This is a genomic window from Microbispora sp. NBC_01389 (genome assembly GCF_045040095.1).
Taxonomy (GTDB): domain Bacteria; phylum Actinomycetota; class Actinomycetes; order Streptosporangiales; family Streptosporangiaceae; genus Microbispora.
Map to the genome: position 1 here is coordinate 7,129,525 of NZ_CP109552.1, position 25,366 is coordinate 7,154,890.

Sequence of the window (25,366 nt, forward strand, 5' to 3'; positions counted from 1 at the left end):
CTTTCACGTTGGTTCTGTGTGGATCTGGGCTCTGGAGCGGCAACATGGGCAAAGGGCGTACGGGCAAGAAAACCAACAGGACCCGAATTTCGGTCACCTACACGGTGCTCATCATCACGGGACTTCTGCTCGCCGTGGCGGGGGCCGTGGTGGCGATACTGGGCCTGGGCGGGGTCGTCGAGTTCAAGGGCGAGGTCGCCGGGGCCAAGGCGGAGACCACGAGCGTCGGACTCGCGGTGATGGTGGTGGGCGCACTGCTGGCGGGGATCGTGGCCGTCAAACTGCCGGCACAGGTGACCGTTCTGGGAGACGGCGGCCGGAAGGGCTTCACCGAGTGGTTCGCCGAGTTCGGCGGCAGAATCTGCGCCGTTCTGGTGGCGGTCGGCGTGGTCCTTCTGATCATTTCCCTCTTCACCTAGGCCGGCGCATGTCGTGGGTCACGGCTCATATGGATGAGCGCATTGTCGAGATCGCCGGAGACGAGGGCAGCTCACCCGGCAGATACCTGCAGTACGTTTTCGACGACGACACCGGCACGTATCTCCGTCCGGCGGACACGGAGCAGATGATCGCCTTCCGCGAACAGGCGGTGAAGACGGCGTACAGGCAGGCGCAGGCGGGAGCCGGATTCGACGCGGACGCGTTCGAGTCCGCGTGGCCCGGAATCTGGCGAGAACTGACGAAGAAGCGCCAGGAAACCACGCCCGAGTATTACGCCATCCTCGACACGGGCCTGCTCTCCCGTCATCCCCTCCTGCGCGGGCTGATCGTGGACGGGACGAACCTGACCACGGAACCCGACGACGAGGACACGAACGGCCACGGGACGATGGTGGCGCTCATCCTCGCGGACGGCCTGACCCGCCGGCCGCGTCTGCTCAACGTGAAGGTCGCCGACGGAAACGGCCGCGCGACTCCCCGCGACCTCGTCAAGGGGATCGAATGGGTCCGCGACTTCGCGCGGAAGACGTCGTCGCCGGTGTGCGTCAACATCAGCCTCGGCTGTTACTCACGCCGCTGGGGGTTGTTCGCCTGCGACGGCACCTGCGATCTCTGCGAGGCCGCCGTGGCGGCGGCCGGAGACGTACAAATGCTGACGGTCGCGGCGGGCAACGAGCCGAACAAGACGACGTGTCCGGCCATGGCCGGATTACGAGGGCGTGCCGACAACATCTTCGCCGTGGCCCAGCTGGGATGGGACCGCAGCGGCATCGGCACGGTCGCCACCCCCGCCGGCATGCGGTGGATCCCCTGCGAAGAGACCGACGAATAGCAACAGCACTGTCTCTGGAAATGCGTAAATCCCGGCAGCGATGTGCGGCCTGCGTGAGTAGCGTGGGCTACGCCTGACCTGACGAAAGGGTGTGCGGTGTGGGTTCCGGCGTATTCCTGGTGTGGGGAATGTTTCTCGTGGCGATGATCTGGGCGGTCATGCCGCTTCCGAACCGGCGGGCGAGAATCGCGATGCAAGGACTGCTGTTGTCGGCGATCGCGGCGGTCGGCGTCTACGCCGTCGACGAAAGCGGTCCTGCGGCGATCGTGCCTCTGTGCTTCGTCTTCGGCCCTGCGGCCCTCATCGCGGCGTCACGTATGTCCTCCGCCCTTCGGGGGCGCAGCAGTCCTCGGCCGAATCAGTCACCGGCCGACGCGATATTCGGGACAAGACACAATTAGCTCAGCGCAGTCGGCTTCAACCTGCCGTTGTAGTCCGCCGTCGCCCACCTGCGCTCGGCGTCGTTCGCCGGTGTCGTCACGGAGTTGGTCAGGCAGAGGCCGGATCGGCAGGGCCTACTTGGGGTCGTCGGGTACGGGACCGGTGATGATCCCGCCGAGCGGAGCGTCACTCTCGACCATGTCCCGGTGGAACAGGACCCCGGAGACGCGGCTGGCCAACGCGAGCGCGGGCGCCACGGTCTCGTGCCGGTACCGGCACTCCTCCTGTAGGCCTGCAGGCGTGAGTCCGAGTTCGCGCATGTCGGCGTTCAGGGCGTCGGGCTGCGCTCCCCAGCGTTCCTGGGGCCACTCCAGCCGGAAGGCCGTGCGCAGTCCACCGTCGACCGCATGCGCGAAGCGATGGGATGCGGTGTAGTCATGCCGCATGACAGATACCGCCTCACCTCCCCGGGACAGCTCCCGCAACGTCTCCGGCCGGTTGCCCTCCCAACCGGAGGCCTCGAAGGCGATCGTCCACCCGTTCACGTGGGTCACGACGACCAGGTCGGATTCTCCGTCGGTCTCCTCGACGCGCTCCCAGATGTCCTCCCAGTCGTACGGCCGCATGTCCGCCTGGGCGATCCCGAACCTGCGCAGCGTCTCCCGCTCATCGTGGCCGCGGACGAATGTGACCGTGTATATCTCCTCCCAATCGCTCTGCCAGGCGTAGTCGTCAGCGGTGGCGGGCGCCATGAGTTTCATTCCTTCAGCTCTTCCCCGATCCTTCGATCAGGCGAAGCGACAGCGGGCTCGGGTCGAGGGTCAAGCCCCGCCTCGCGTGCATCTGCCCCCGGCGACCTTCCTCCCCCGCGCTTGGTGTGCCCCTGGTGGGAGTGATCCGGCAGTCGGCCCGGCTCGGAGAGGCGGCTGGTGGACGAGCCGGCCTGTAGGCCGGGTTCTAATCCAGCCTGCTCGTGACCTGCACGCAGATCAGCGGCATGCCGTCTGACCTGCGGGAACACTGCCGTCCTCTGACATTGTTCTCCGCCGCCTCCTAACGCCATGTGCCCCCAATGTGCCCCCAATGTGCCTTCGGGGCACGCCGACCAGGCGCGCGATTCGGCTCAGCCCGCCGCCGCCTTGACGTGAACCGACTGGTGCCATTCCAGGGCCTCGGGAGTGTCCCGGTACTCCAGAAGGTGCTGGCCCGCGATCTTCTGCAGCAGGTCCCTGACATCGGCGGGCGTTGCGTGGAAGAACTCCCGGCGACGGTTGACCTTGTTGACGCGCCGGTCGTTCAACGCGGCGTGCAGCCGCCCCTCAAGCCCGACCGCGTCGTCACTGAAGATCATCGCGTGGGTGTCGAACTTGAACGGCACCGAGGCGTCGCCCAGCTCCCGGACACGGTCCTCGGGTTCCAGACGGCGGGTCATGCCGATCTTGACGACGTCCTCGCCGAACGCACCGATGTTGGAGATCACATACACATAGCCGGCCCGGACATTGGCCTCGCGCGCCTCGACGTCGCTGACCGCCGCGCCGATCTCCTCCAGCTTCGCCTTGAGCTCATCCGCCCCCGCCTCATCCCCCTTGGCCAGCAGCTTCGACAGCGCGGAGCGGTAATGGGACTCCTCCTTGCGGAGCCTGGCCTTCTCCCGCTCGAACTCCCGCCGCGCGGCCTCCTCCTCACGCTGCTGCTCCCGCTGGGCACGGGTGCGCTCCTTCTCCTCCTCCTGCTTGGCCAGGTAGTCGGCGGTCAGCTCCAGCTCGTAGACCCGCAACCGGTGGTAGTCACCGCTGACGTGGATGCTCATCGTCTTGCCGAGCTTGACGATCATCTCCACCGCCTTCTCCAGGCGGTCGACCGCCGACTGCAGCTTGTACGGGCGCATCGTGCGCACACAGTTGTCGGCCTCGGCGTTGTAAGCACGCAGCATCAGCTTGGAGAAGTCACGCACCATCCGGCGCCCCTCGGCCGCCGACCCGTTGACCTGCCAGCCGGTGGAACCCAGCACCGCCTTGCCGTCCTTGGACAACTCCTTTATGTGCGCCTTGACCTGCGCCAGCCGCTCCTTGTAAGCCACCGCGTCACTCAACGGGTGCCGGTACTCATAGACACCGGCTTCCTGCAACAGCACGGTCTCCTCGGTCTGTACGATCAACCGCTCGACCTCGCGCAGACGCCGCGTGGCATCAGCGACAGCCGTCTGCAGTCCCTGATGCTCGGCATGCAGCGCCTCGGTCATCGCTGAGACGCGCACGGCGTCCATGCCACCCAGCCGCTCGACCCACGCGCGCAACTCGGCGTTCTCTGCCTCCAGCTTCTTCTTGCCGCCGAATAGCCCCCCACCGCTGCGCTCTGGTACCGCTGGAGAGGGAGCAGGCTGCGGCTGAACCGGAGGCGCAGAAGGCGGGGGCGACGGCTGTACAGGAACCCAGAACTCCCAGTCCGGCGGCGCCGGAGGCCATGACGGATTCGGCTGCCATCCCTCCGGCGGCCGCCAGCCCACAGGAGGAACCGGCCATCCGGGAGGCGAATTGAACCGGTACTCCATCGTCACGCCCTCCTCCACCATGTGCCCCGTCGCGACACATGCCACAAGAAGACAGCCACCTCGGCTCATTGGTTTACAACAACCTCAATAATTCGCAGGGACGCCTGCCAACGGCAGACCCCAGACACAGAGGGCAAATAAGGATCTCGGAGCAGGCGGTATGGGAGTCGTCTTCGCGTAATCGTTCACACGTCTCTTGATCTCGACGTCGTTGGTTTGGCGATCCGGTCCGGTCGATGTCCGGCATGATGATCGCCGATCATGTCCGAGCTGCCGAATCCCCTGCCTGGCGCGACCTCGATGGAGGAGTTCGCGCGGCAGTTGGCCGCCCTGCGGCAGGAACTGGCCGAGACTCGGCGGGAAGTCATCGAGGTCCGGGCGGTCAGTACGCGGTTGCGTGCGTTGCTGGCCGAGCGTGAGGCTGAGCTGGCCGCCGCGCGGGCGGGGATCGCCAGGCAAGCCGAGACCATCCAGACGCAGGCCGCACAGATCGCCGAGTTGACTGCGACGGTGGTGGCGTTGAAGGAGCGGCTGGGAATCGACTCCAACAACTCCGGGACGCCGCCCTCGGGCGAGAAGGTGTGGGACCGCGAGAAGCGGGCCGAGGACAAGAAGGACGCCTCGCCCTCGTCGCGTCCGACGCTGGCTCCGCCGAAGACGAAAGCTTCTGTCCGTGACGTTCCGATACCGGCCGTTCTCGCTCGTGCGCTGGCCGAGTACATCGACAGGCACAAGCCTGAGGACGTGCTCTTTCGGACGGCGCGCGGGAACCTGATCCGGCGCGACCACTTCAACGCCGATGTCCTGAAGCCCGCGATCTTCTCAGCGGGAGTGCCGGTGGACATGACTCGCACGGCCCTGGACCACGCCTTCGCCGCGGCGGGCGGGCTCACCTGAATATGCCCCCATTGTGCCCTCCGGCCGCTTGATCTTGCCCGATCACGGCTTCACCGCAGGTCAGAGGAGGACAGGGTGGACGAGCCGGCCTGTAGGCCGGGTTCTGTGGTCAGCCACGGGGGCTGACCGGCGGCCATCCATCTAGGACCGCCGTTGCCGGCGGCCTCAAGCGGTCTACCCGCGCGGCTCGGGCGGGCAGCCCTCGAACGTCGCGCGCGGGACGTTCCGGAGAACGTCCCTTCTTGACCTTGCTCCGGGTGGGGTTTACCGAGCCGCCCACGTCACCGTGGGCGCTGGTGGTCTCTTACACCACCGTTTCACCCTTACCCCCGGGAAGGGGGCGGTCTGTTTTCTGTGGCACTGTCCCGCGGGTCGCCCCGGGTCGGCGTTACCGACCACCCTGCCCTGTGGAGCCCGGACCTTCCTCGGCAGGGCGCGAGGCCCTGACGCGGCCGCCCGGCCGGCTCGTCCACCGTGAAGCCAAGCCTATCGGCTCCCGCTCCGTTCCCCGGCACGGCACGGCGCCGCGGCTCCGGCGGGTGGTGACCTCAGCCGAGGTGCGCCGTGTCGTTGACCGTCCGTACGACGGAGGGACCGTCGGCGTAGTAGTCGATCGCCGACAGGCAGGCCACATCGAGGTGCATCCGGTAGAGGGCCTCGGGCGGCGCGCCCAGGGCGAAGCGGATCAGTGTCTTGATCGGGGTCACGTGGGAGACCACGACGACGCTGCGGCTCTCGTGGGCCTTCAGGATGCGTTCCCTCGCCTGCTCGACCCGCCGGGCGGTCGAGGCGAAACTCTCGCCGCCGGGCGGCGCGACGCCGGGATCGGCCAACCAGGCGGCCAGCTCGCCGGGCCAGCGCCGCTGGATCTCCGCGAACGTGTACCCCTCCCACGCCCCGAAGTCGGTCTCGCGCAGGTCCTCGTCGACCAGCACCGCCGAACCCGTACGGGACGCCACGACCTCCGCCGTCTGCCGGGCGCGGGTGAGCGGAGAGGTGACGACCACCTCGACCTGCCGCTGTCGGCGCGCCAGGCGCGCGGCGGCGGCCTCGGCCTGCGCGAGCCCGGTCGGGGTGAGCTCCGGGTCGCCGAGCCCGGAGAACCGCTTCTCGATCGAGAGCGGCGTCTGCCCGTGCCGGAGCAGCAGCAGCGACGTGGCGGTCCGGGTGGCCCCGGGCATCCACCCGTGCCCGCCCCGGTCGTCGGCTCCGGCGACTCCGCCGGAGCCGGCCAGGCCGCCCGCGGCGTCTCCGCCGGGCCCCACACCGGGGCCGGTGGGGGGCGGAGACTGTGGGGCGGAGGCGGCCGGGCCCGGGCGCCAGGTCTCCCCCCGGGCGGCGGCGTCCATCGCCTCGTTGGCGAGGCGGTCGGCGTGCGTGTTGCGCTCCCGGGGGATCCACGTCCAGGTGACGCGGAGCCGCCGGGCCAGGGCCGCCGCCTCCAGGGCGAGCGGGCGCAGCCCCTCGTGCCTGACCTTCCAGCGCCCGGCCATCTGCTCGATGACCAGCTTGGAATCCATCCGCACCTCGACCCGGGCTCCCTCCGCGCCGAGCGCGAGCAGCGACCCGAGCCCGGCGATCAACCCGCGGTATTCGGCCACGTTGTTGGTCGTGGTGCCGATCGACTCGGCCGCCTCGGCGAGCACGTGCCCGGCCTCGTCCTTGACCACCGCGCCGTACCCGGCCGGGCCGGGGTTGCCCCGCGACCCGCCGTCGGCCTCGATGACGTACCCCCCTGTCATCCACACACCCCCGTCATCCACACGCCCCAGTCACCCGCACGCCCTCGTCGTTCACGTGGCCGGGGTCACAGCCCGGACTCGGCCGTACGGATGAGGATCCGGCGGCACTCCTCGCAGCGGACCACCTCGTCGTGGGCGGCGGCCCGGATGCGGTTGAGGTCGGCGATCGACAGGCTCGTACGGCAGCCGAGGCACCGGCCACCTTGCAGCATGGCCGCGCCGACGCCGCTCTGCTCGCGCAGTTTCTCGTACAGGGCGAGCAGGTCGGCGGGGATGTCGGCGGAGACCGCGCCCCGGCGGCCGGTCAGCTCGCCGCCCTCTTTGTCGATCTCGGCGAAGGCCGCGTCGCGGCGCTCCTCGGCGGCCCGCAGCGTCCCGGTGACCTTGTCACGCTCGGACCTGAGCGACTCCACCTGGGCGTCCGCCGCCTCCCGGCGCTCCATGATCTCCAGCACGACCTCCTCCAGGTCCGACTGCCTGCGCCGCAGCGAGGTGATCTCGGACTGGAGGCTCGCCAGGTCCTTGGGCGAGGAGACCTGCCCGGAGTCGAGGCGCTTGGTGTCGCGGTCGACCCGGGCGCGTACGGCGTCGACGTCCGACTCGGCCTTGGTTTGGTCACGGGCGAGGTCGCCCGCCTCGGTCTCGGCGCCGATGACCTGCGTGGCGAGCCGCGCGAGCCTCTTGGACAGCTCGTCGATCTCGGCCAGGTCGGGCAGGGTGCGGCGGCGATGCCGCACCCGGTCGAGACTCGTGTCGAGCTCCGCGAGATCGAGCAGACGCTTCTGTGCTTCCGGTGCGGCCTTCATCCCAAATCCCTCAAGATGCTCGGGGGTCCAAGTCGGTGGTGGTCGCCGTCCAGGCGTCGGTGACGGCGCCCGAGACGCGCGCCTCAACAGTAGTGCCACCTGCCGCCAACACTGACGTCAGACGCTCGGCGGCGTCGGCGAGCCAGGGCCATTCGGTGGCCCAGTGTGAGGCGTCGACCAGCGCGGGCCCGCCCGCCTCCAGGTGCTCGCCGGCCGGGTGGTGCCGGAGGTCGGCCGTGAGGTAGACGTCCACCCCCGCCGCCCGGGCCGTGCCCAGGAGGGAGTCTCCGGCGCCGCCGCAGACGGCGACGGTCCGCACCGTGCGGTCCGGGTCGCCCGCGACGCGGAGCGGAGCCGCCGTACGCGGCAGTCCGGCGGCGGCCAGCGCGGCGAACTCCCGCAGCGGCATCGGGACGGGCAGGTCCCCGATCCGGCCGAGCCCCCGGCGCGGGTCGTCCGCGGCGGGCTGGAGGGGCCGCAGGTCGCCCGCGAGGCCGACGGCCCGCGCGAGCGCGTCGGAGACGCCGGGGTCGGCCACGTCGGCGTTGGTGTGCGCGGCGTACAGCGCGGCGCCGCCGCGGATGAGCCGGTGGACGACCCGGCCCTTGAAGGTGGTCGCGGCGACGCTCGTGGTGCCGCGCAGATAGAGCGGGTGATGGGTGACGACGAGGTCGGCCCCCCAGGCGAGGGCCTCGTCGACGACGACCGCGACCGGGTCGACGGCGAAGAGGATCTTCCGTACGGGCTGCTCGGGGTCGCCGCAGACGAGGCCCACCGCGTCCCACGACTCGGCCCAGGAGGGGTCGTACAACGCGTCCAGGCGCGCGACGACCTCGGCGAGGGCGCAGGAGGAGATCGAATCCACCCGCGCACACTACCGTCTGGCCGCGGGACGGCCCGGGAAAGGTAACGTCCCCTTCGAGGACCCGACTCAGGGAAGGACCCCCGCCGTGCCCGATGGTCAGCAGAGCCCGCACGACAGATTCGTGGTCGCCGACACGCACAACGACCTACTGATGACCGTCTCCGCCAGGCCCCCGGAGATCTGGTCCGCGTTCTTCCGCGACCGATGGCTGCCCCAGCTCGTCGAGGGCGGGGTCGACGTGCAGGTGCTGCCGGTGTTCGTGGACAGCTGGTTTCGCCCGGAGGGGGCGCTGCGCCAGACCCTGCGCATGATCGAGTGTGCCCACGTGCTGGCCGAGGGCAACCCGGACGCGGTCGCGCTGTGCCACGACGGGCAGCAGATCGACGAGGCCCTCGCCCTCGGCCGGATCGCCCTGGTCCTCGCCCTGGAGAGCATGCCCGGGATCGACGAGAGCGTGGAGCTGATCCCGACCCTGCACCGGCTCGGGGTCCGCGTCGCGTCGATCGCCCACTGGGGCCGTACGGCTCTCGCCGACGGCAGCGGCCAGGACGGCACCGGCTCACGGCTCACCAGCCACGGGGTCCAGGCCCTCCGCGAGATGGAACGGCTCGGCATGCTCTTCGACATCTCGCACCTGGGCGCGACGGGGGTCGCGCACGTGCTGGAGATCGCGGCCCGGCCGGTCATCGCGACCCACTCCTCGGCCCGCGCCCTGCGCGACCACCACAGGAACCTCACCGACGAGCAGCTCCGGGGCGTCGCCGCGGGCGGCGGCGTGGTCTGCGTCAACTTCCTGGCCGCCTTCCTCACCGAGGACGCCCGCTCGGCCACCGTCGACCACCTGGTGGACCACATCGAGCACGTCGCCTCTGTCGCCGGGATCGACCACGTGGGCCTCGGCCCCGACTTCATGCGCGAGGTCAGCGAGGACCTCACCCCGCCGTGCTGCGAGGGCTTCGGCTACTCGGGGATCGACGCCGACGCGGCGATCCCCGGCCTGGAGGGGCCGCGCGGGCTTCCGCTGGTGACCGACGCGCTGGTCAAGCGGGGATTCTCGGAGGAGGAGACCCAGAAGATCCTGGGCGCGAACGTGATGCGCCTGTTCCGGGCCGAGCTGGGCCGGCCGGCGCCCGAAGGGGCGGGAGAGGGACAGCCCGCGCGGTGAATCTCGACGCGATGCTGGCCGACCTCGAAGAGCTCGTGCTCTGCGAGTCGTACTCCAGCGACCACGAGGCGGTGGCGCGCAGCGCCCGGGTCGTGGCCGCGCTGGGCCGCAGGCTGCTCGGGGCGGACCCGGAGATCCTGGTGATCGACGGGGTGACGCACCTGCTCTGGTCGTTCGGCGCGCCGCGGGCGCTGCTGCTCGGCCACCACGACACCGTCTGGCCCGTCGGCACGCTGCGCGAGCACCCCTGGTCGGTCGCGGACGGCGTGGCGCGGGGGCCGGGGGTGTTCGACATGAAGGCCGGGCTCGTGCAGCTGTTCCACGCGGCCGCCTCGATGCCGTCCCCCGACGGCCTGAGCGTGCTCGTCGTGGGTGACGAGGAGCTCGGCTCGCCGACCTCCCGCCCGCTGATCGAGTCGATCGCGGCGCGGTGCGCGGCCGCGTTCGTGCTGGAGGCCAGTGCGGACGGCGGCGCGCTCAAGACCGCGCGCAAGGGCATCTCGCGGTACGAGCTGATCGTGCACGGGCGAGCCGCGCACGCCGGGCTCGAACCCGAGCTGGGCGCCAACGCCGCCGTGGAGCTGGCCCATCAGGTGCTGGCCGTCGCGGCGATCGGCGAGCAGGTCGGGTCGTCGTCCAGGGCGGGGGCCACGTCGGTCACCCCGACCATGCTGGCCGCCGGGACGAGCACCAACACCGTGCCCGCGCGGGCCCGGGTCGCGGTCGACGTGCGGGTGCCCGACCAGGCCGCGCAGCGCCGGGTGGACGAGCTGATGCGCGCGCTCACCCCCCATACCCCGGGCGTACGCCTTGAGCTGCGCGGCGGGCCGAACCGCCCGCCCCTCGACCCCGCCGCCTCCGCCGGGCTCTTCGAGGTCGCCGTACGGACCGCGCGTGAGCTGGGCATGGCGCCGCTGCGGGGGGTGACGGTCGGCGGCGGCTCGGACGGCAACTTCACCGCCGGAGCCGGCTGCCCCACGCTCGACGGCCTGGGCGCGGTCGGCGGCGGCGCGCACGCCCCCGGGGAGCACGTCGTGGTCGCCGAGATGCCGGCCCGCGCCCGCCTGGTGGCCGCGCTCACCGCGTACGTCCTGGCCGGCGGGACCGGTCGTCCGGAAGCCGGGGACACGACGGACGGCGACCCCGGCGCGCCTCCCGGCCGCGTGGGAGCCGGCCATGTGGAGACCGGTCGTCCGGAAGCCGGGGGCAGCGCGTGAACGCGGGCGGCGGGGAGACCGGCGGGCCGCGCCCGCCGCGCGGCGGGCGCGCCGCCGACGCCGGCCGCCGGGCGCGGGCCGCGGCGGCGGGCCGCGGCCTCCGCGTCGCGGAGCTGAGCACGAACGACGAGTTCGGCCGGGTGGTCCGGCTGTTCGACGGCATCTGGCGACCCGAGCCGTGGAACCCGCCGGTCACCGCGGAGCTGATGCGGGCGCTGTCGCACGCGGGCGGATACGTCGCGGGAGCGTTCGACGGACCCGATCTCGTCGGGGCGTGTGCCGGCTTCCTCGCCGCGCCCGCGGGCGAGGTGCTGCACTCGCACGTGACGGGCACCGTGCGGCCGGGCGCCGGGTTCGCGCTCAAGCTGCACCAGCGCGCCTGGGCCCTGCGCCGCGGGCTGAGCCGGATCACCTGGACCTTCGATCCGCTGGTCCGGCGCAACGCCCATTTCAACCTGGCCAAGCTCGCCGCACGGCCGGAGGAGTACCTGCCCGACTTCTACGGCTCGATGGGCGACGCGCTGAACGCCGGGGACGAGTCCGACCGGCTCCTCGCGGTCTGGCGGCTCGGCGCCCCGGCAGTGGCGCGGGCCTGCGCCGGCGTGCCGTACCGGCCGGCGAGCGCGGACGGCGCGGGCGCCGCGCTGGCCGAACGGGACGGGCGGCCCCGGGTCCTGCGTACGGACGCCCCGGCGGTGCTCGTCGCCGTGCCCGCGGACATGGAGACGCTGCGCCGCCGCGACCCCGGGACGGCCGCGGCGTGGCGGCACGCCGTACGCGACGTGCTCGGCGGCCTGATGGCGGAGGGCGGCCGGGTGTCGGGCTTCGCCGACGGCTGCTACGTCGTCGAGCGACGGCCCGGCCGGGTGCGCGGACGCCGTCCGGCGGCGGCCGCGCCCGCCACCCACCCGGCTACCTCCTCATCGGGCTAATCCCCTTCCGGTACGGCGATCACCGTGGGCACCGGGGCGCGCAGGGCCTCGGTGACCGCCTCCTCCAGCTCACCGGGCGTCTTGACGGCGAGGCCCCGCGCGCCGAACGCGGCGGCGAGAGCGGGGAAGTCCGGCGCGTGCAGGTCCACGGCGACCGGCGTCATGCCGCGGGCGAGCATCTCCTCCCGGATCTCCCCGAAACCGCCGTTGAGGGACACCACGATCGGCAGGCTCAGCCGCAGCTCCACGGCCGTGGCCAGCTCCTGCAGGGTGAACTGGAACGCCCCGTCGCCCGCCAGCGCCACCACCGGCAGGTCCGGGCGGCCGAGCTTCGCCCCGATGGCGGCCGGCAGCGCGAAACCGAGGGTCCCGAACCCGGTCGGGAACAGGAATCGGCCGGGCGGGTCCATCGGCATGCCGACGAGCGCGCCGTGGTAGACGAACATGGAGTTGTCCCCCACCACGACGGTCTCCGGCGGCATGGCGCGGCGCAGCGCCGCGAGCTGGCCGGACCACCGGCGGACCAGGTCCTGGAGCTCCGTCTCGTGGCCCACGCCCGGCTCCCGCTCCGGGCCCGGCGCGTCTCCCCGCCCGCCGGCCCGCCCGTCTCCCCGCCCGTCGGCCCGCACGCCAGCCCGCACGTCGGCCTGCCCGTCGAGCCGCCCGTCGAGCCGCACGTCGAGCCGCTCGGCCAGGCCGCGCATGGCGCGCTCGGCGTCCGCGACGATCGCCACGTCGGCGACGTGGTCACCGTGCATCTGCCCAGGGTCGATGTCGATCCGTACGAGGCGGCCGGTGAGGGCGAAGGGGTCCTCCCACAGGTCGGCCGGTCCCAGCTCGGTGCCGACGGCCAGCACGACGTCGCACCCGGCGAGCCAGCGGCGGACGGCCGCGAGGTGCAGCGTGGCGCCGAGCGCCAGCGGATGGCTCTCCGGCACCGCGCCCTTGCCGTTGACCGTGGTGACGACCCGCGCGCCGAACCGTTCCGCCAGGCGCATCGCCAGGCGGCCCACCGGCGGCTCGGCGGCGCCCGGCCGCTGGGCGCCGCCGCCCAGCACGAAACCCGGGCGGCGCGCCGAACGCAGCAGGCCGGCCGCCTCGTCCAGGGCCGGCGGATCGGGCTCGCGCGGCATGACCCGGTACGGCGGGACGATCTTGACCTGGCCCTCCAGGTCGAGCAGATCGGCGGGGATCTCGACGTGGACCGGCCGGGGGCGTCCCTCGGCGAAGTGCCCGAAGGCGCGGGCGACGGCGGCGGGGATCTCCCGCACGCTCGTCACACGGTGGCTCCAGTCGCACAGGGCGCCGATCGCCCGCGACTGGTCCCTGCTCTCGTGCAGGTAGCCGCGGCCGTCGCGGGGATGGCCGGTCGGGACGCCCGGGGAGACGAGCAGGATCGGGGACGAGTCGGAGTACGCCTGCCCGATCGCCGTCGCCGCGTTGACCACACCGGGACCGGTGGTGGTGACGACGACGCCGGGCCTGCCGGTCACCCTGGCGTACCCGTCGGCGGCGTATCCCGCGCCCTGCTCGTGCCGCGGCGTGACGCATCGCACGCCGGCGCGGGAGAGTTCCTGGTAGATCGCGAGGTTGTGGGTGCCCGGTATGCCGAAGATCGTGTCGATGCCGTGCGCCGTCAGCGTCCTGACCAGGGCACGGGCACCGGTGATCGCGGCGGGCGTCCCCTTGGAATGGATCGGGTCCTCGGTGGCCACGTCACTTCCCGGGGAGAGAAGGGGTTTACCTGGGTTTACTCTCTGGAGTTTCCCCCGTCGCGCACCGCGTACGCCCTTCGGGAGCGAATTATGATGCCTGTCCGCATGTCACCCGAGGCGCCGCCCTAAACTTATCGTGGCGTTTGCCTACCTCGTACTGATCTGTCCCATTTGTCAGGTAATTGTCGATGGACGCGACAGCCTGAGTGATCATACGGTTCATCGTCTCCTGGGTATGGGAGGCGATGTGGCCGGTTACGAGAAGGCGGTCGCCGAAATCCCGGCGCAATTCCGCGCCGATGCCGGAGTCAGGGTCGTAGAAGCCGTCGAACACCGCCATGCGCACCCGCTCCTCGCTCAGCCCGGCGTACAGGGCGTAGGGATCGACGATCGCCGGGCGCGCGGTGTTGACGATGACCGACCCCGGCGGCATCAGCGCGATCAGCGACGAACCGATCATCGACCTGGTCTCGTCGGTCTCCGGCACCATGACGACGAGGATGTCGCTCACCTCGGCCAGTTCGGACACCGACCCCCGATAGGAGAGGCGGCCGTTCCGTTTCCGCTCGAAATCCGCCCTCCGGGTGCGGCTGTGGTAGGTGACGGTCACGCGGAAGCCGTCGCACAGGATCTCGGCGATACGTTGGCCGTTCGCCCCCATCCCGAGGATGCCGACACGGCGTGCGCCCAGTTCGTGCGGCATGTCGCCGGGGCCCTCCCAGCCGGGGAGCGGCGGGCCCAGATGATGGGGGATCAGCCAGTTGGCATTGATGATCTGACCCACCGTGAACGCCGCGACCGCGTCCGTCGCCGCCCCCGGGGTGTTCGTGACGGCGATGTTCAGCTCGTCGGCCGTCGGCACGTCGACGAAGTTCTCGTAGCCCACCCCCACGAAGGCGACCACTTCCAGGGACGTCGCCTTGCGCAGCACGCCGCCGGTCGCCCTCTCCTCGCCTCCGTGGAGGTAGGCGCGCACGTGCTGCCTCAGGTGGTCGCCGAGCCCGGCCTCGTCCAGCGGGCCGGGCGGGTACAGCACCTTCAGATTGTGCCGCTCCTCCAGCGGCGCCAGCAGCTTCGTGTCGATGCCGGCGCCGGTGACGAGGACCATCCCGGCACTCTCCGGCGGCTTCACACCGTCCGCCCGTGACGTCGCGGCGTCGCCGAATGTTCCGGCCCCGGCAGCCACTGGGTGGACCATTATGTATCTCTCGGTTCAGGACCCGCCTCTTACTGATTTCCGTAGGCTCCGGAATCACTGCAGCCCAGCTGGAATGCCAATTATCGCGGGTGGTTCTAGCGACGAAGTGCGAGTTCAATGATATACAGAATATTGATAGCCATGTGCCGGGTACGCACCAACTCCCCGCAAGGAGCTTTCCAGGTGGGCCACGGGAACACCGGTCCTCGGCCCGCCCCCGGTTGACAGCCCCTTATAGGCGACCCGAGGCAAGCGAAGGCAGCGCAAGAGAGGGCCCGTATGAGACTCCAGCCGCGACAGCAGCTTCTGGAGCTGTGGGAGGCGGCCGCCCGCGCCTCCTACCGGGACGGCGCCTGGGCGTGGGGCGGCCGGGACGGGTCGAACTCCATCTCCGACGCCGAGCAGCTCCTCTGTTTCATGTACCCCGCCTCCGAGCTGCCGGGATTCCGGCTGGACACGCCTAACGAGACCGGCGACGACGTGCTGGCCGCGCTCACCGTGCTCGGCGACTCCGTGGAGATCCCCAAGCTGCTGCTCAAGGTCATCGGCCAGTACCTGCGCACCTACACCGCCGAGGACGGGCGCCCGGTCTTCTCCGGCGGCAGCTACTTCCGCACCCAGGAGGACGACGCCAAGGTCAGCCCGGAACAGCTCCAGCTCGACGTGGTCGACTCGTTCTCGATGTCGGTCACCCTCGCGCTCGGCACACTCGGCTTCCTGAAGGTCTTCCGGCAGAGCGTGCGGCGCCAGTCCATCCGCGGCGAGATCCGCGAGCTGGAGGACCTGGCCGGCAAACGCCTCACGGCCGCGATGGCGGGCCTGCTGCGCAGCTTCACCGTGAACGCCTTCGACCCCGCCTCCCCGGAGGGCCGCGCGCTGCTGCGCACGGTGAACCAGACCGGCGCGCCCACCCGCCGGGTGCTCGACGACCTGCGGCGCGAGCTGCGGCCGGTGCGGGCCGGCCTGCGCGACCTGTCAATCGGCTCGGGCAGCCAGGTCGACCTCGACAACGAGAACCTGCTGTTCGAGTGCGGCTGGACGTGGGGCATCGTGAAGGACGCGCCCGCCGTCCCCACGCCGCTCGACATCGGCCCCCAGCCGGAGGGCGTCGCCGCCGCCACGCCGTTCCTGTACTTCACCGTGAACGCCCTCGTCGGCATCTCCGACCTGTTCTCCCCGCGCACCAGAGTCCTGAGCCTGCTCAACGACGACCAGATCACGCTCGCCGAGGCCATCCAGCGCCGCTGGGACCTCACCCAGCTCTACTGGCGCACCATCGCGACGTACGGGCGGGGCACCTGGCCGCTGGAGGACATCCCCTGGCGGACGGTCGACGAGAAGGAGTCGGACTACTACAGCCTCGGCGTCACCGCCATGGTGGTGCAGAGCCTGGTGAACAACCGGTCGGCCGACGTCGACCTCGACCGGGTCGGCGCGGTGCTGGAGGAGCTGGCCATCCGCGCCAGGATCATCCGCAGGGCGGTTCCGGGCGATCCGCCGGTGCTCATGCACTCCCCCGGTGTTCCGGTCAACCTGCACGGCAGCGACGAGCTCGGCCCCCACCTCCTCTGGATGGTGTCCGACTTCGCCATCACGCTGCTGAAGCGGACGATCTGGGCCGCCAGCATCGCCCAGAACACCCGCATGCGGGAGCGCCTGCTCACGCTCGCCGACCAGATCTGGCGGCACATCCTGCTGCGCCGCCACACCGGCGGCCCGGCCGCCGGCCTCTGGGACCAGCCGGGCAACGTCTTCACCGGCATCGAGGCGCGGGACGAGGAGCCGTCCTGGTACTTCTCGGAACGGGTCGCCGAGTTCCTCGTCGCCGCGGCGACGGCCAGCGGGGAGCCGCCGCTGCGCAGCCCGCAGCTCGTCGAGCTGGCCTTCCAGATGCTCGGGGAGGCCGAGCACCTGCTCGACCAGGAGATGGTCACCCGGCCGCTGGTGGCCGGGCAGACGATCCAGCCCAAGCTGCGCACTATCCAGTCCGCGCTCCAGCGGGCCAGGACGATCATCAGCGACCGGCCCGCGACGGCCCAGGCGCTGATCAACGACGCGCTGCTCGACCTCGAACGGCTGGCCGCCGCCCGCGACAGCGCGTCGGAGGCGATCTGAGTGCTGGTCTTCGCGATCTCGGACAAGGGCGGGACCGGGCGCTCGGTCACCGGCACCAACATCGCCTACCGGCACGCCCTGCAGGGCAACGACGTCTGCTATCTCGACTTCGACTTCGGCTCCCCCACGGCCGGAGCGATCTTCAGCGTCAGCGCGGTGGCGCGCGGCACGCGGGAGAGCGGGCTGCACGAGTACCTGCGCGGCGACTGCCCGCAGCCGCGGCGGGTGGACGTGTGGGCCGAGTCCGACCGCGAGGGGCTGCGCACCCGCCCGCCCGGCGCGGGACGGCTCACGCTGCTGCCGGGCAGCGAGGGCGGCGGCGAGCTGTCCGCGCTCTCCGAGGAGGTCGTCGGGCGGTGCGTCCAGCTGTTCGGACGGCTGGAGGAGGAGTTCGACCTGTGCATGGTCGACGTCAGCGCCGGCCGGTCGTTCACCGCCGAGCTGGTCCTGGCGGCGACCGTGCGGATGCCCGCGGTCCCGTTCCGCTGGCTGGTCTTCCACCGCTGGACGCGCCAGCACATCATCGCGGCCGACGGGCTCGTCACCGGCACGGACGGGCTGTTCGACGTCGGCACCCGGTTCGGGCACGACCCGGAGGTCCTGCGCGACCGCATCCGCTTCGTGCGCACGGCCGTGCTGGAGCCGGACGCGGCGGAGCTGGTCGGCCTGCGCGACGAGCAGCGGGCCTGGCTGAGCGCCTGCGACAGCGAGCTGCGCGAGCTCGCGGGCCGGCACGGCGTCGGCCGTACGACGATGCTGGGCAAGGTGCCGCTGGACCCGGTGCTCCAGTGGCGCGAGCAGCTCATCACCGACGAGGACGTGCTCGCCAGCAAGATCGCCAACGTCGAGACCGCCGCCGCGTTCGACGATCTCGCCAAGAAGATCGTCGACGACAACGCGTGGGAGGGCCTGTGACGCCGCTGCACGCGACGTTCGGCGAGGTGGCGGCCGAGCGCAGGATCGCCTCCGTCCCCCTCTCGCACGTGTCCGTCGAGCTCGGGCACCTCTACATGGAGGACTTCGAGGCGGGCCCGGCCCGGTTACGTGAGCAGTTCCGCAGGGTCGCGCCGTGGCTCGCCACCATCCGCTCCGTGTGGCGGGAGCGGGTGCCCGGGGGCCGGGCCCGAGTGAGCACCTGCTTCCTCGTCGACGACTACTTCAGCCGGTTCAGCACGCCGGCCGAGCTGGTCCCGATGATCCTGGAGGCGGCGGCCGAACACGACCTGACCATCGACTACCTGGCCCGCGAGTCGGCGTGCGCGCAGTTCGAGGACGGGCGGTCCGGAGCCGTGGAGCCGGCCCGGCTGGTCGAGGACCGCCTGGTCGACGATCCGCCGCCGGAGACCGACGGGTCCCGCCCGCCGGTGAAGGAGACAGGCTGGCTGTGCAACGGCTCCCGCTCGCCCCTCACCAACCCGCTGCAGGCGATGGGAAAGGCCCGGCCCTGGGAGCCCCCCACCCAGAACGCCAAGCGCGGCCACTCGATCTTCGTGGACGTGGAGCTGTGGGACGAGAGGGGGGCCCGGCGCACCTGGTCGTGCCCCTTCCTCGCCGCCGTCTGGCAGCTCCTGCGGCTCGGCCTGCTGCGCGACGAGGGCCGGGTGCCGCTGCCCCCGGTGCCCCTGGAGGGAGGCTGGCCCGGCGACTGGGACCGGCTGCCCGCCGTGGTCCGGATCAACCCCCAGGCCGCGCCGTTCAGCGCGTACACCACGCTTTCCGTCCTCTCCCCCCGGTTCCTGCCCGTCGAGCTGGCCGTGCGGACGATCCTCAGCCAGGTCGCGGTGGACGACGAGGTCCTGCGGCAGGTCGCGGCCCGGAGTGAGAGCGAAGGAGTCCGGCTCGAAGAGGAGCTCGTCGACCGCGTCTCCTACGTCTTCACCTGAGGAGTCCGATGCTGGTGATGGGGGAGGTCCACACCGGGCTGCTGCAGAACTCCGGGGAGATCTCCGAGCCGGCGTGCCGGCAGGTGCTCGGGCTGATGACCGGGGAGACCGTGCGGGTGTCCCGCCGCCCCATCGTCCACGCGCTGTCGCCCGAGCGGCTGACCGGAGTGGACTGCGTGCTGCCCGCCGCCTCCGGCTCGCGGATCAGGGGCGTCGGCACCGTCGTGTCCCGCTGCGCGGTGACCGGGGGCCGGGTGGCCCAGGGCTCGTCGTACGTCCGGGTGACGCGCTCGGAGACCGACCGGCGGCTGTCCTGGTCGCACTACCTGGCCCGGCCGGGCGTCGTCGAGGTCCTGGGCAAGGCCAGGGCGGCCGACATCGCCGAGGGGTTCGCCGGCGACGGCGCCCCGCGCGGCCACGGCTGCCTCGACTTGACGGCGGTCACCGGCCGCTTTCTCGACCTCGTCCAGACGTCCCCGCTGCTGAACCGGCGGGCGCCCTTCCGGATGCCGCGGACGATCCTGCGCTGGGTGGCGGAGACCGGCGACCCGTCGATCGGCTTCACCCTGCACACCGAGCAGGAGCGCTCGCTGCGCCTGACGCATCCCGGCCCCTTCACGCCCGCCGTGGTGGACTTGTGCGAGGACCTGGCGATGCACGACTGGCTGCTCACCTCGCTGCTGGTCGTCGTCGAGCGGGCGCGCGTCGGCGCGACCCCGGCGGCCGAGGTGGCGGCCCGGCTGTCGCCCGCCGTCGATCACCTGCTGCACCTGTGGATGCCCGCCGCCCGGGTCGAGGAGCGGCTGACGCCGTTCTGGGAGAGCCTGGAGCGGCGGCCGGGATTCAGCCGCCAGTGGCGGTCGCTGGTCGACCGTGTCCGCGACCAGGTGGCGGTGCACACCCTCGCCCTGCTCAGCGCGAACGCCGAAACCGGAGGGAGGTGACCGTGACCGGAGCGGAACCGGAGCCGCCCCCCACGCTCGTGCCGAGGATCGTGCGCAAGGCGCTCGTGACCGTGCTCGTGGGCGGCGTCAGCTATCTCGTGAGCAACGCGCTCATCCACGGCCCGAACGAGGACCTGTGGAGCCTGCTGCTCGCGACGTTCATCAGCGGCGTCGCCTTCGTCGTGCAGTTCCTGGTCGACGTGGACGACCAGCTGGAGACCGTACGGCAGGAGCAGAGCAGACAGCACTCGAAGACCCACACCCTCGTGGCCGACAGCTTCACGAGGATCAACGAGGCGAGCAAGCTCTTCGGCCTGATGGAGATGTCGTCGCTGCACACCAGGGGCGTGGCCGACCTGGTGCGGAACGCCACCAAGATCCGCGACGACATGCCCGACCTCGTCAAGAGCCTGGTGCACCACGAGATCAGCCGGATGGCGAAGTTCCTCGGCGAGCTGACCGACGGCAGATACGCCCTCTACGAGGGCGAGGACCGCGACTGGCTGCTCGCCCTCGCCAAGAACACCCGGGTCAGCCTGGACGCGATCAGCCTGACCAGCGTGGACGCCCGCGACATCGAGTTCGCCGGCGGCTTCTGGCACACCGATCTCGGGCAGCGCTACGTCAAGCTCCAGCGCGATCTCGTCCAGCGCGGGGTGCGGGTGCGCCGGGTGTTCGTCATGGATCGTTCCGAACGGCTCGACTCCGACGCGTTCCGCAGGGTGTGGAAGTGGCAGTCCGGGGTCGGGATCGAGGTGCGCACGCTCCTGCTGACCGACGCGCCGCCCATGCTGCGCGGCTCGTTGTCGGACTTCATCCTGTTCGACGGGGTCGTCTACTACGAGTCCAACCCCGCCCCCCAGCTCGGCGACGACATCGCGCCGGTCATCCACAGCACGATCCTCGTACGGGACCAGGAGAGCGTGCGGGAGCGCGCGGAGCGGTTCAGCGAGCTGTGGGAGGCGGCGACGCCGGCGGCGTAGGCGCCAGTGGCGCGGGCGGGAGCGGCGCGGGCGGGAAGGGACGGTCGGGCCGGCACACGTCGAGCAGTTCCCGCTCCGGCGCGCCCACCTCCCCCATGACCAGTGCCGTCACCAGCTCGGCCGTGACGGGGGCGAGGGTGACGCCGAGGCCGGTGTGGCCGGTGGCGGCGACGACCCTGCCGTGGTCGTCCACCTGGCCGAGGACGGGCCTGTGGTCGGCGCTGCCGGGCCGCAGGCCGGCCCAGCGCCTGCCGACCGGCCAGGTCGCCGCCTCCGGCATGAGGGTGGCGACGCCCTGCCGGATCTCCTCGATCGCCTCGGCGGTCACCGTCACGTCACCGACGTTCTCCTCGTAGCTGACGCCCGCGGCCACCCGGCCGTCGTGCCGCGGCACGAGGTAGGGGAAGTACTCCCGCTCACCGTCGGTGAACTCCGCGAAGACGTGGTGGCGCAGGGGGTATGTGGTGGCGCCGGGAGGCCGCAGGTCGAACGCGACTCCCTTGATCGGAAACAGGTGCTCGCGGAGACGCGGCAGGAAAACCCCGCTCAGGTGGCCGGCGGCGACCACCGCCGTCTCCGCGCGGAGACGGCGGCCGTCGTGCAGGTCCACCTCGACGCCGCCCGGCGTGGAGCGCAGGGCGGTGGCGTGCGCCTGGCTGTGCACCTGGATCCCCGGGTGCCCCAGCACCGCGCGGCCCAGCGAGGCCATCAGCACGCGGGGGTCGAGGGCGAGCTCCTGCGGCAGCAGGAACCCCCCGACCACCCGATCGCTCAGCAGGGGCTCCAGGTCTCTGGCGTCGGCGGCGGTCAGGCGCTCCACCGGGAACGGCGAGTTCTTCCACGCGGGCAGGACCTCGGACTCGAGGCGCTCCATCTCGGCCTCGTCGAGGGCTACCTGGATGTCTCCGCCCTCCAGCACCGGGACCGCGAGGCCTGAGGCGGTTCCGACCTCCTCCAGCCACCGGGGATAGATGTCCCGGCTGCGCTTGATGACGACGCTGAGCGGGCCGAGGCAGGACGGCTCCGTCTGGGTCAGGATGCCGCCCATGGCCGCGTCGGAGGCGCCGAGCCCGAGCCGCGGCCCCGAGTCGACGACCGCGACCTTCGTGCCCCGCGCGGCGAGCCGGTGCGCGATCGCACAGCCGATCACTCCACCACCGATGATCACGACGTCGCAGCTTCCAGGCACGCGGGCTCCCAGTTCGCCATCCCCTCGCTTCGACAGTAGGCGAGTAAGGGCCGTTCAAGAAGGTCACAGACAGGTGGCCTCGCGGCACTGTATCCCGCCGGCCCGCGCCGAGGCGGGAATTCGGGAACGTGCCCCTTCCCGAGTCGGTCAACTAGGGCGCGGACAGGTTCGCGGTCAGCAGCCGGATCAGCGGTTCCCGCCTGGTGCACTCGGACAGGGCGAAGGAGTCGGCGAGCGCGACCAGTTCGCCGTCGTCCAGCCCGCCGAACAGCTCGGCGTACTCGGGCAGCAGCGCCTGCGCGATCAGAATGTGGCGGATGAGGTCGTCGGTCTGGTAGCGGGCGCCCCAGGGGTAGGGGTTCCAGGAGGGGAACTCGGTGTCGATCACGCGGTGCAGCGGCGCGAGCTCGTTGGCCGTCTCCTCCATCGTGGAGCCCCACCGGTCGGCGCCAAGGCGCTTCTTCTTCGCGATGAAGGGCCCGAACCGCTCCATGTACGTTCCGCCGGCGCAGACGAGGCCCTGCAGGCCGACGTCCTTGTAGGTCCAGATCGACCAGCCGGCCTCGTTGGCATCGAAGATCTCCAGCTGGTCGCTCAGGATCCGGTAGCGCTGCTCGTCCACCGCGGGGTCGCCGGTGTAGACGGGCCCGAACTCGCCCACCCAGATCGGGGTGCCCGTCTCGCGCTGGAACGCGGTGCGGCGGGCGAAGGCGCGCTCCAGCTCCTCGCGGTCGCACCACTCGCCCCGGGTGTAGCCGGGGTACGGCCCTCCGTGGGCGAAGCCGGCCAGGGCGTAGTCGTGGCAGACGAACACCGTGTTCTCGTACACCTCGCGGAACACCGAGAAGTCGGTCGAGTAGGTGTTGCCGTCCAGGAACAGCACGTGGGCGGGGTCGACGGCGCGCAGCGCCTTGACCAGCCGGTCGTAGAAGGGGCCGACCACCTGGCCGCTGGAGTCGCCCGGCTCGTTGACCGGGTTGTAGCCGGCCACCCACGGATTGTCCTTGTAGTGGTCGGCCACCGCCTCCCACAGGTGGACCGCCCGGTCCTGGAAGTGCCGGTGCTGCCAGAATGAGGCGACATGGGTGGGATTGTCGGAGTGCCAGTGCTGGTTCTGCGCCCCGGGAAGCGCGTGGAGGTCGATGACGCTGTAGACACCGCGCTCGCCGAGCATCGTGACGACCCGGTCGAGGTGGCGGAATCCCCGCTCGACGATCTCGAACGGCCGGTCGTCCGACTCGAAGTGACGGTAGTTCACCGGAATCCGGACGCAGTTGACGCCCATGTCGCGCAGGAGGTCGGCGTCGGCCTCGGTGAAGAACGAGGTCAGGAAGCGGTCGAAGAACATCTCGTAGCGTTCCTCGCCGAGCACCCCGCGGACCGCCGCGCGCATCGAGGACTCGTTGGCCGAGTAGCCGGTGATGAAGTTCTCCATGTTGAGCCAGCCGCCCAGGCCGACCCCCCGGAGCCGGACCGTGTCACCCGTCTCGTCCACCAGCCGGGATCCGGACACGCGCAGCAGCGTCATCGATTCTCCTTAACCTCGAAACCAGTGGCGTGGCCGGAGGGGCGACGGACTCTGCCTCTCCCGGCCCCTCGCTTGAAAAGTTTCGGCTGATATCCGAATGTTTTCGCGGACCGGAGAATATGTAACACGGTCGTTAAGCGTCAAGAGCATCGCGGCCTTGATCACCTGTGATATCCGAGCCATCAGGGGGTATCCGGTACGGGCCCCCCGAAACTTTCGGCTACGATCTGCAGCATGCCAGTGAAAAGGCGGGTGACCATCGCCCAGATAGCGGAGGAGGCCGGGGTCTCCGTTCCGACCGTGTCCAAGGTGATCAACGGCCGCCCCGAGGTGGCGCCGGAGACCCGCCAGCGGGTGGAGCGCCTCCTGCAGAAGCACGGCTACCAGCGCAGGACCGGACAGGGCGACGGCCCCGTCGGTCTGCTCGACCTGGTGTTCGCCGAGATCGAGAGCCCGTGGGCCATGGAGCTGGTGCGGGGGGCCGAGCAGGCCGCGCACGAGGCGGCGGCGAGCGTGGTGATCTCGGTGCTGCACACGCACGCGGGTCCCGGGCGCGACTGGCTGGAGCGCATCGCGGCACGGCGGACCGACGGCGTCATCATCGTCAGCTCACGCCTGTCCGTGCGTCAGCAGGGCCAGCTCAGCGCGCGTTCGATCCCGTTCGTCGTCGTCGACCCCGAGGGCGAGCCGCCGCCGGGGGTGGCGTCGGTCGGCGCGACCAACTGGCACGGCGGCCTGGCGGCCACGCGTCACCTCCTCGACCTCGGCCACACCCGGATCGGCATGATCGGCGGCCCGCCCGACATGCTCTGCAGCCGGGCCAGGATCGACGGCTACCGGGCGGCGCTCGAGACCGCGGGGGTGTCCATCGACCCGGAGCTCATCCGGTACGGCGACTTCCTGGTCAACTCGGGCCACGACCACGGCCACTCGCTGCTCTCGCTGGACACTCCCCCGACGGCCATCTTCGCGGGCAGCGACATGCAGGCGTTCGGCGTGTTCGAGGCCGCGCGCCAGCGCGGCCTGCGGGTGCCGGAGGACCTCAGCGTGGTCGGCTTCGACGACCTGCCGCTGTCCAGTTCCGCGTGGCCGCCGCTGACCACGGTACGCCAGCCTCTGGAGGAGATGGCGGCGCTCGCCGCGCGGATGGTGCTGGCCATGGGCCGCGGCGAGAACACCGAGGCCCGCAGGGTCGAGCTGTCCACCGATCTGGTGATCAGGGAGAGCACCGCCAGGCCGCGATGAGAACCGTGACCGATCGGCCGGGCCCCTACGCTCCGTCCGCCCGGGAGGCGAGCCACCGCTCCCGGGTGATCGCGTACTCGACTTCGCCGAGATGACTGCCGGGGAGAGGTTCCTCCCAGTCCGGGTGGAACGTGCGGACGTGCCGCATGCCGATCGCGCGCATCGTCGCGCGGGAGGCGGTGTTGACCGCCATCGTCTCGGCGAAGACGCGGGACAGCCGCAGGTCCTCGAAGGCGTGCCGCAGAAGTTCGCGGGCTCCCTCACTGGCGAGCCCCTGCCGCCAGTGGCGGCGCAGGAGCCGGTAGCCGAGTTCGGCCTGCCCTTCGGCCGGGCCCTGGTCGGCGCGGGTGGGGGGCTCCAGGATCCACCAGCCGGCGAACCGCCCGTCGACGAGACCGGCCCAGAAGCCGAGCCCGTCGACGCGCTCCGCGGCGGCGAGCCTCCGGCGATGGAGGACCTCGACCTCCGCACGGTCGCGGGCACGGCCCGTGAGGTACCGCATGACCTCGGGGTCGGCGTCCAGCTCGATCTCGTCTTGGAGGTGTTCGCCGGCCAGCGGGACAAGCTCGATCCGGTCGGTACGCAACGTCGCCTGGGGCATGGGGCGCATTCTCGCGCTCGGGCCGCCTCCCGGTCATCCGCTTTCCCGGGAGGAGAGCCGGCGAGCGGCGCGCTGATCGTCCGGCCGACGGCGCATGTGGCGAACGCGGGCGAGATGACCAAGGGACACGCTA

At 71.3% G+C, this 25,366-nt stretch carries 22 protein-coding genes and 1 other RNA gene; 12 read left to right on the forward strand and 11 right to left on the reverse strand.

Annotated features, from left to right (window positions below):
- Nucleotides 1-44 precede the first annotated feature (44 nt).
- Together OG344_RS31430 and OG344_RS31435 are read left to right on the forward strand one after the other, a co-directional pair.
- Nucleotides 45-419 (forward strand): hypothetical protein, encoded by a 375-nt coding sequence (locus tag OG344_RS31430; protein ID WP_405086194.1) that lies wholly within the window; start codon nt 45-47, stop codon nt 417-419.
- A gap of 29 nt (nt 420-448) precedes the next feature.
- Complete coding sequence (locus OG344_RS31435) at nt 449-1,273, forward strand: S8 family serine peptidase (RefSeq protein WP_405086195.1); 825 nt, start codon at nt 449-451, stop codon at nt 1,271-1,273.
- Nucleotides 1,274-1,788: 515 nt separating this feature from the next.
- Here the strand turns inward: OG344_RS31435 and OG344_RS31440 are convergent.
- Complete coding sequence (locus OG344_RS31440) at nt 1,789-2,415, reverse strand: DUF6461 domain-containing protein (RefSeq protein ID WP_405086196.1); 627 nt, start codon at nt 2,413-2,415, stop codon at nt 1,789-1,791.
- Between the two features lie 362 nt (nt 2,416-2,777).
- Nucleotides 2,778-4,208, reverse strand: a complete 1,431-nt coding sequence (locus tag OG344_RS31445; RefSeq protein ID WP_405089211.1) for a DUF4041 domain-containing protein — start codon at nt 4,206-4,208, stop codon at nt 2,778-2,780.
- 261 nt (nt 4,209-4,469) lie between these two features.
- Here OG344_RS31445 and OG344_RS31450 point away from each other — a divergent pair, with 261 nt between their 5' ends.
- On the forward strand, nt 4,470-5,105 hold the full coding sequence (locus OG344_RS31450; protein ID WP_405086197.1) for a hypothetical protein: 636 nt from the start codon (nt 4,470-4,472) through the stop codon (nt 5,103-5,105).
- Nucleotides 5,106-5,181: 76 nt separating this feature from the next.
- Here OG344_RS31450 and rnpB read toward each other — a convergent pair.
- From rnpB to OG344_RS31470, 4 genes are all read right to left on the reverse strand, one after another.
- Nucleotides 5,182-5,573: RNase P RNA component class A (gene rnpB / locus OG344_RS31455), an RNA gene on the reverse strand.
- An 80-nt stretch (nt 5,574-5,653) separates the two neighbouring features.
- Nucleotides 5,654-6,847 carry a bifunctional RNase H/acid phosphatase gene (locus OG344_RS31460; RefSeq protein WP_405086198.1) on the reverse strand — a complete coding sequence of 398 codons (1,194 nt, stop codon included), beginning with the start codon at nt 6,845-6,847 and terminating at the stop codon, nt 5,654-5,656.
- A 65-nt stretch (nt 6,848-6,912) separates the two neighbouring features.
- On the reverse strand, nt 6,913-7,653 hold the full coding sequence (locus tag OG344_RS31465; RefSeq protein ID WP_405086199.1) for a zinc ribbon domain-containing protein: 741 nt from the start codon (nt 7,651-7,653) through the stop codon (nt 6,913-6,915).
- A gap of 10 nt (nt 7,654-7,663) precedes the next feature.
- The gene (locus OG344_RS31470; RefSeq protein WP_405086200.1) at nt 7,664-8,518 is read right to left on the reverse strand and encodes a Nif3-like dinuclear metal center hexameric protein; all 855 of its coding nucleotides are present in this window, start codon (nt 8,516-8,518) and stop codon (nt 7,664-7,666) included.
- A gap of 85 nt (nt 8,519-8,603) precedes the next feature.
- On the opposite strand from OG344_RS31470, the gene OG344_RS31475 reads away from it, so the two are divergent.
- The 3 genes from OG344_RS31475 to OG344_RS31485 are packed head-to-tail and all read left to right on the forward strand — an operon-like array spanning nt 8,604 to nt 11,832.
- Nucleotides 8,604-9,683, forward strand: a complete 1,080-nt coding sequence (locus tag OG344_RS31475; RefSeq protein WP_405086201.1) for a dipeptidase — start codon at nt 8,604-8,606, stop codon at nt 9,681-9,683.
- The gene (locus OG344_RS31480) at nt 9,680-10,900 is read left to right on the forward strand and encodes a M20 family metallopeptidase (protein ID WP_405086202.1); all 1,221 of its coding nucleotides are present in this window, start codon (nt 9,680-9,682) and stop codon (nt 10,898-10,900) included. Before OG344_RS31475 ends, OG344_RS31480 begins: the two co-directional genes overlap by 4 nt.
- Nucleotides 10,897-11,832 carry a GNAT family N-acetyltransferase gene (locus OG344_RS31485; RefSeq protein WP_405086203.1) on the forward strand — a complete coding sequence of 312 codons (936 nt, stop codon included), beginning with the start codon at nt 10,897-10,899 and terminating at the stop codon, nt 11,830-11,832. Before OG344_RS31480 ends, OG344_RS31485 begins: the two co-directional genes overlap by 4 nt.
- Here the strand turns inward: OG344_RS31485 and OG344_RS31490 are convergent.
- Together OG344_RS31490 and OG344_RS31495 are read right to left on the reverse strand one after the other, a co-directional pair.
- Entirely contained in the window at nt 11,829-13,547 is a 1,719-nt protein-coding gene (locus OG344_RS31490) for a thiamine pyrophosphate-binding protein (protein ID WP_405086204.1), read from the reverse strand. The genes OG344_RS31485 and OG344_RS31490 overlap by 4 nt on opposite strands.
- Before the next feature lie 88 nt (nt 13,548-13,635).
- On the reverse strand, nt 13,636-14,655 hold the full coding sequence (locus OG344_RS31495) for a 2-hydroxyacid dehydrogenase (protein WP_405086205.1): 1,020 nt from the start codon (nt 14,653-14,655) through the stop codon (nt 13,636-13,638).
- Between the two features lie 369 nt (nt 14,656-15,024).
- On the opposite strand from OG344_RS31495, the gene OG344_RS31500 reads away from it, so the two are divergent.
- The 5 genes from OG344_RS31500 to OG344_RS31520 are packed head-to-tail and all read left to right on the forward strand — an operon-like array spanning nt 15,025 to nt 20,670.
- The gene (locus tag OG344_RS31500; protein WP_405086206.1) at nt 15,025-16,860 is read left to right on the forward strand and encodes an SCO2524 family protein; all 1,836 of its coding nucleotides are present in this window, start codon (nt 15,025-15,027) and stop codon (nt 16,858-16,860) included.
- The gene (locus OG344_RS31505) at nt 16,861-17,775 is read left to right on the forward strand and encodes an SCO2523 family variant P-loop protein (protein WP_327046857.1); all 915 of its coding nucleotides are present in this window, start codon (nt 16,861-16,863) and stop codon (nt 17,773-17,775) included. It begins immediately after the preceding gene.
- Nucleotides 17,772-18,743 carry an SCO2522 family protein gene (locus OG344_RS31510; protein ID WP_405086207.1) on the forward strand — a complete coding sequence of 324 codons (972 nt, stop codon included), beginning with the start codon at nt 17,772-17,774 and terminating at the stop codon, nt 18,741-18,743. The genes OG344_RS31505 and OG344_RS31510 overlap by 4 nt, the downstream gene beginning before the upstream one ends.
- 8 nt (nt 18,744-18,751) lie before the next feature.
- Nucleotides 18,752-19,687 carry an SCO2521 family protein gene (locus tag OG344_RS31515; RefSeq protein ID WP_405086208.1) on the forward strand — a complete coding sequence of 312 codons (936 nt, stop codon included), beginning with the start codon at nt 18,752-18,754 and terminating at the stop codon, nt 19,685-19,687.
- A 2-nt stretch (nt 19,688-19,689) separates the two neighbouring features.
- Entirely contained in the window at nt 19,690-20,670 is a 981-nt protein-coding gene (locus OG344_RS31520) for a hypothetical protein (RefSeq protein WP_405086209.1), read from the forward strand.
- Here OG344_RS31520 and OG344_RS31525 read toward each other — a convergent pair.
- Nucleotides 20,633-21,859, reverse strand: coding sequence for an FAD-dependent oxidoreductase (locus OG344_RS31525; protein WP_327046861.1), 1,227 nt, complete (start codon nt 21,857-21,859; stop codon nt 20,633-20,635). The genes OG344_RS31520 and OG344_RS31525 overlap by 38 nt on opposite strands.
- A 151-nt stretch (nt 21,860-22,010) precedes the next feature.
- The gene (locus tag OG344_RS31530; protein ID WP_327046862.1) at nt 22,011-23,387 is read right to left on the reverse strand and encodes a cellulase family glycosylhydrolase; all 1,377 of its coding nucleotides are present in this window, start codon (nt 23,385-23,387) and stop codon (nt 22,011-22,013) included.
- 234 nt (nt 23,388-23,621) lie between these two features.
- Here OG344_RS31530 and OG344_RS31535 point away from each other — a divergent pair, with 234 nt between their 5' ends.
- Nucleotides 23,622-24,632, forward strand: a complete 1,011-nt coding sequence (locus tag OG344_RS31535) for a LacI family DNA-binding transcriptional regulator (RefSeq protein WP_150932038.1) — start codon at nt 23,622-23,624, stop codon at nt 24,630-24,632.
- Between the two features lie 25 nt (nt 24,633-24,657).
- Here the strand turns inward: OG344_RS31535 and OG344_RS31540 are convergent, their stop codons facing one another.
- Nucleotides 24,658-25,233 (reverse strand): GNAT family N-acetyltransferase, encoded by a 576-nt coding sequence (locus OG344_RS31540; RefSeq protein ID WP_405086210.1) that lies wholly within the window; start codon nt 25,231-25,233, stop codon nt 24,658-24,660.
- Nucleotides 25,234-25,366: the final 133 nt, after the last annotated feature.